Annotated in this window: 1 protein-coding gene; it reads left to right on the top strand. The window is 50.6% G+C overall.

The features are described from left to right. On the top strand, positions 1–68 hold a 68-nt coding region (locus KZZ06_RS22825), incomplete at its 5' end, for a DUF4113 domain-containing protein (RefSeq protein ID WP_219581779.1). Positions 69–346 lie beyond the last annotated feature (278 nt).

Genomic DNA, 346 nt, shown 5'->3' with positions numbered 1-346 from the left:
CGAAGTTCGAGATGCGCACGCCGCGCTACACAACGCAGGTCAGCGAGTTGCCGGTTGCGTTCGCTTAGGCGATGTAGATCATAGCGTGAAATTCCAGCCCGAGTTCCGTTTGCCCATGTGATCAGCTATCTTTCAAACAAATTCGGGCATAATCACCGGCTCTGATTGTGAAATTTATGCTGATGAAGAAAATATTACGGAAGACGCAAGCGCATAATTCTGATGCGACATACGATCGGCGGAAACGTATCCTCGAATTTGTTCAGCCCTTCGGCAAGCGCGGCATAGAAGTTGGCGCCTTGAATCGACCAATCATAACGCGGGCTGATGGCGACGTTCTGTATGC

The sequence above is a fragment of the Sulfitobacter sp. CW3 genome (assembly GCF_019392245.1).
Taxonomy (GTDB): Bacteria; Pseudomonadota; Alphaproteobacteria; order Rhodobacterales; family Rhodobacteraceae; genus Sulfitobacter.
Note: the sequence above shows the minus strand (reverse complement) of the source record. Positions and strands in the feature narration are given on the sequence as shown.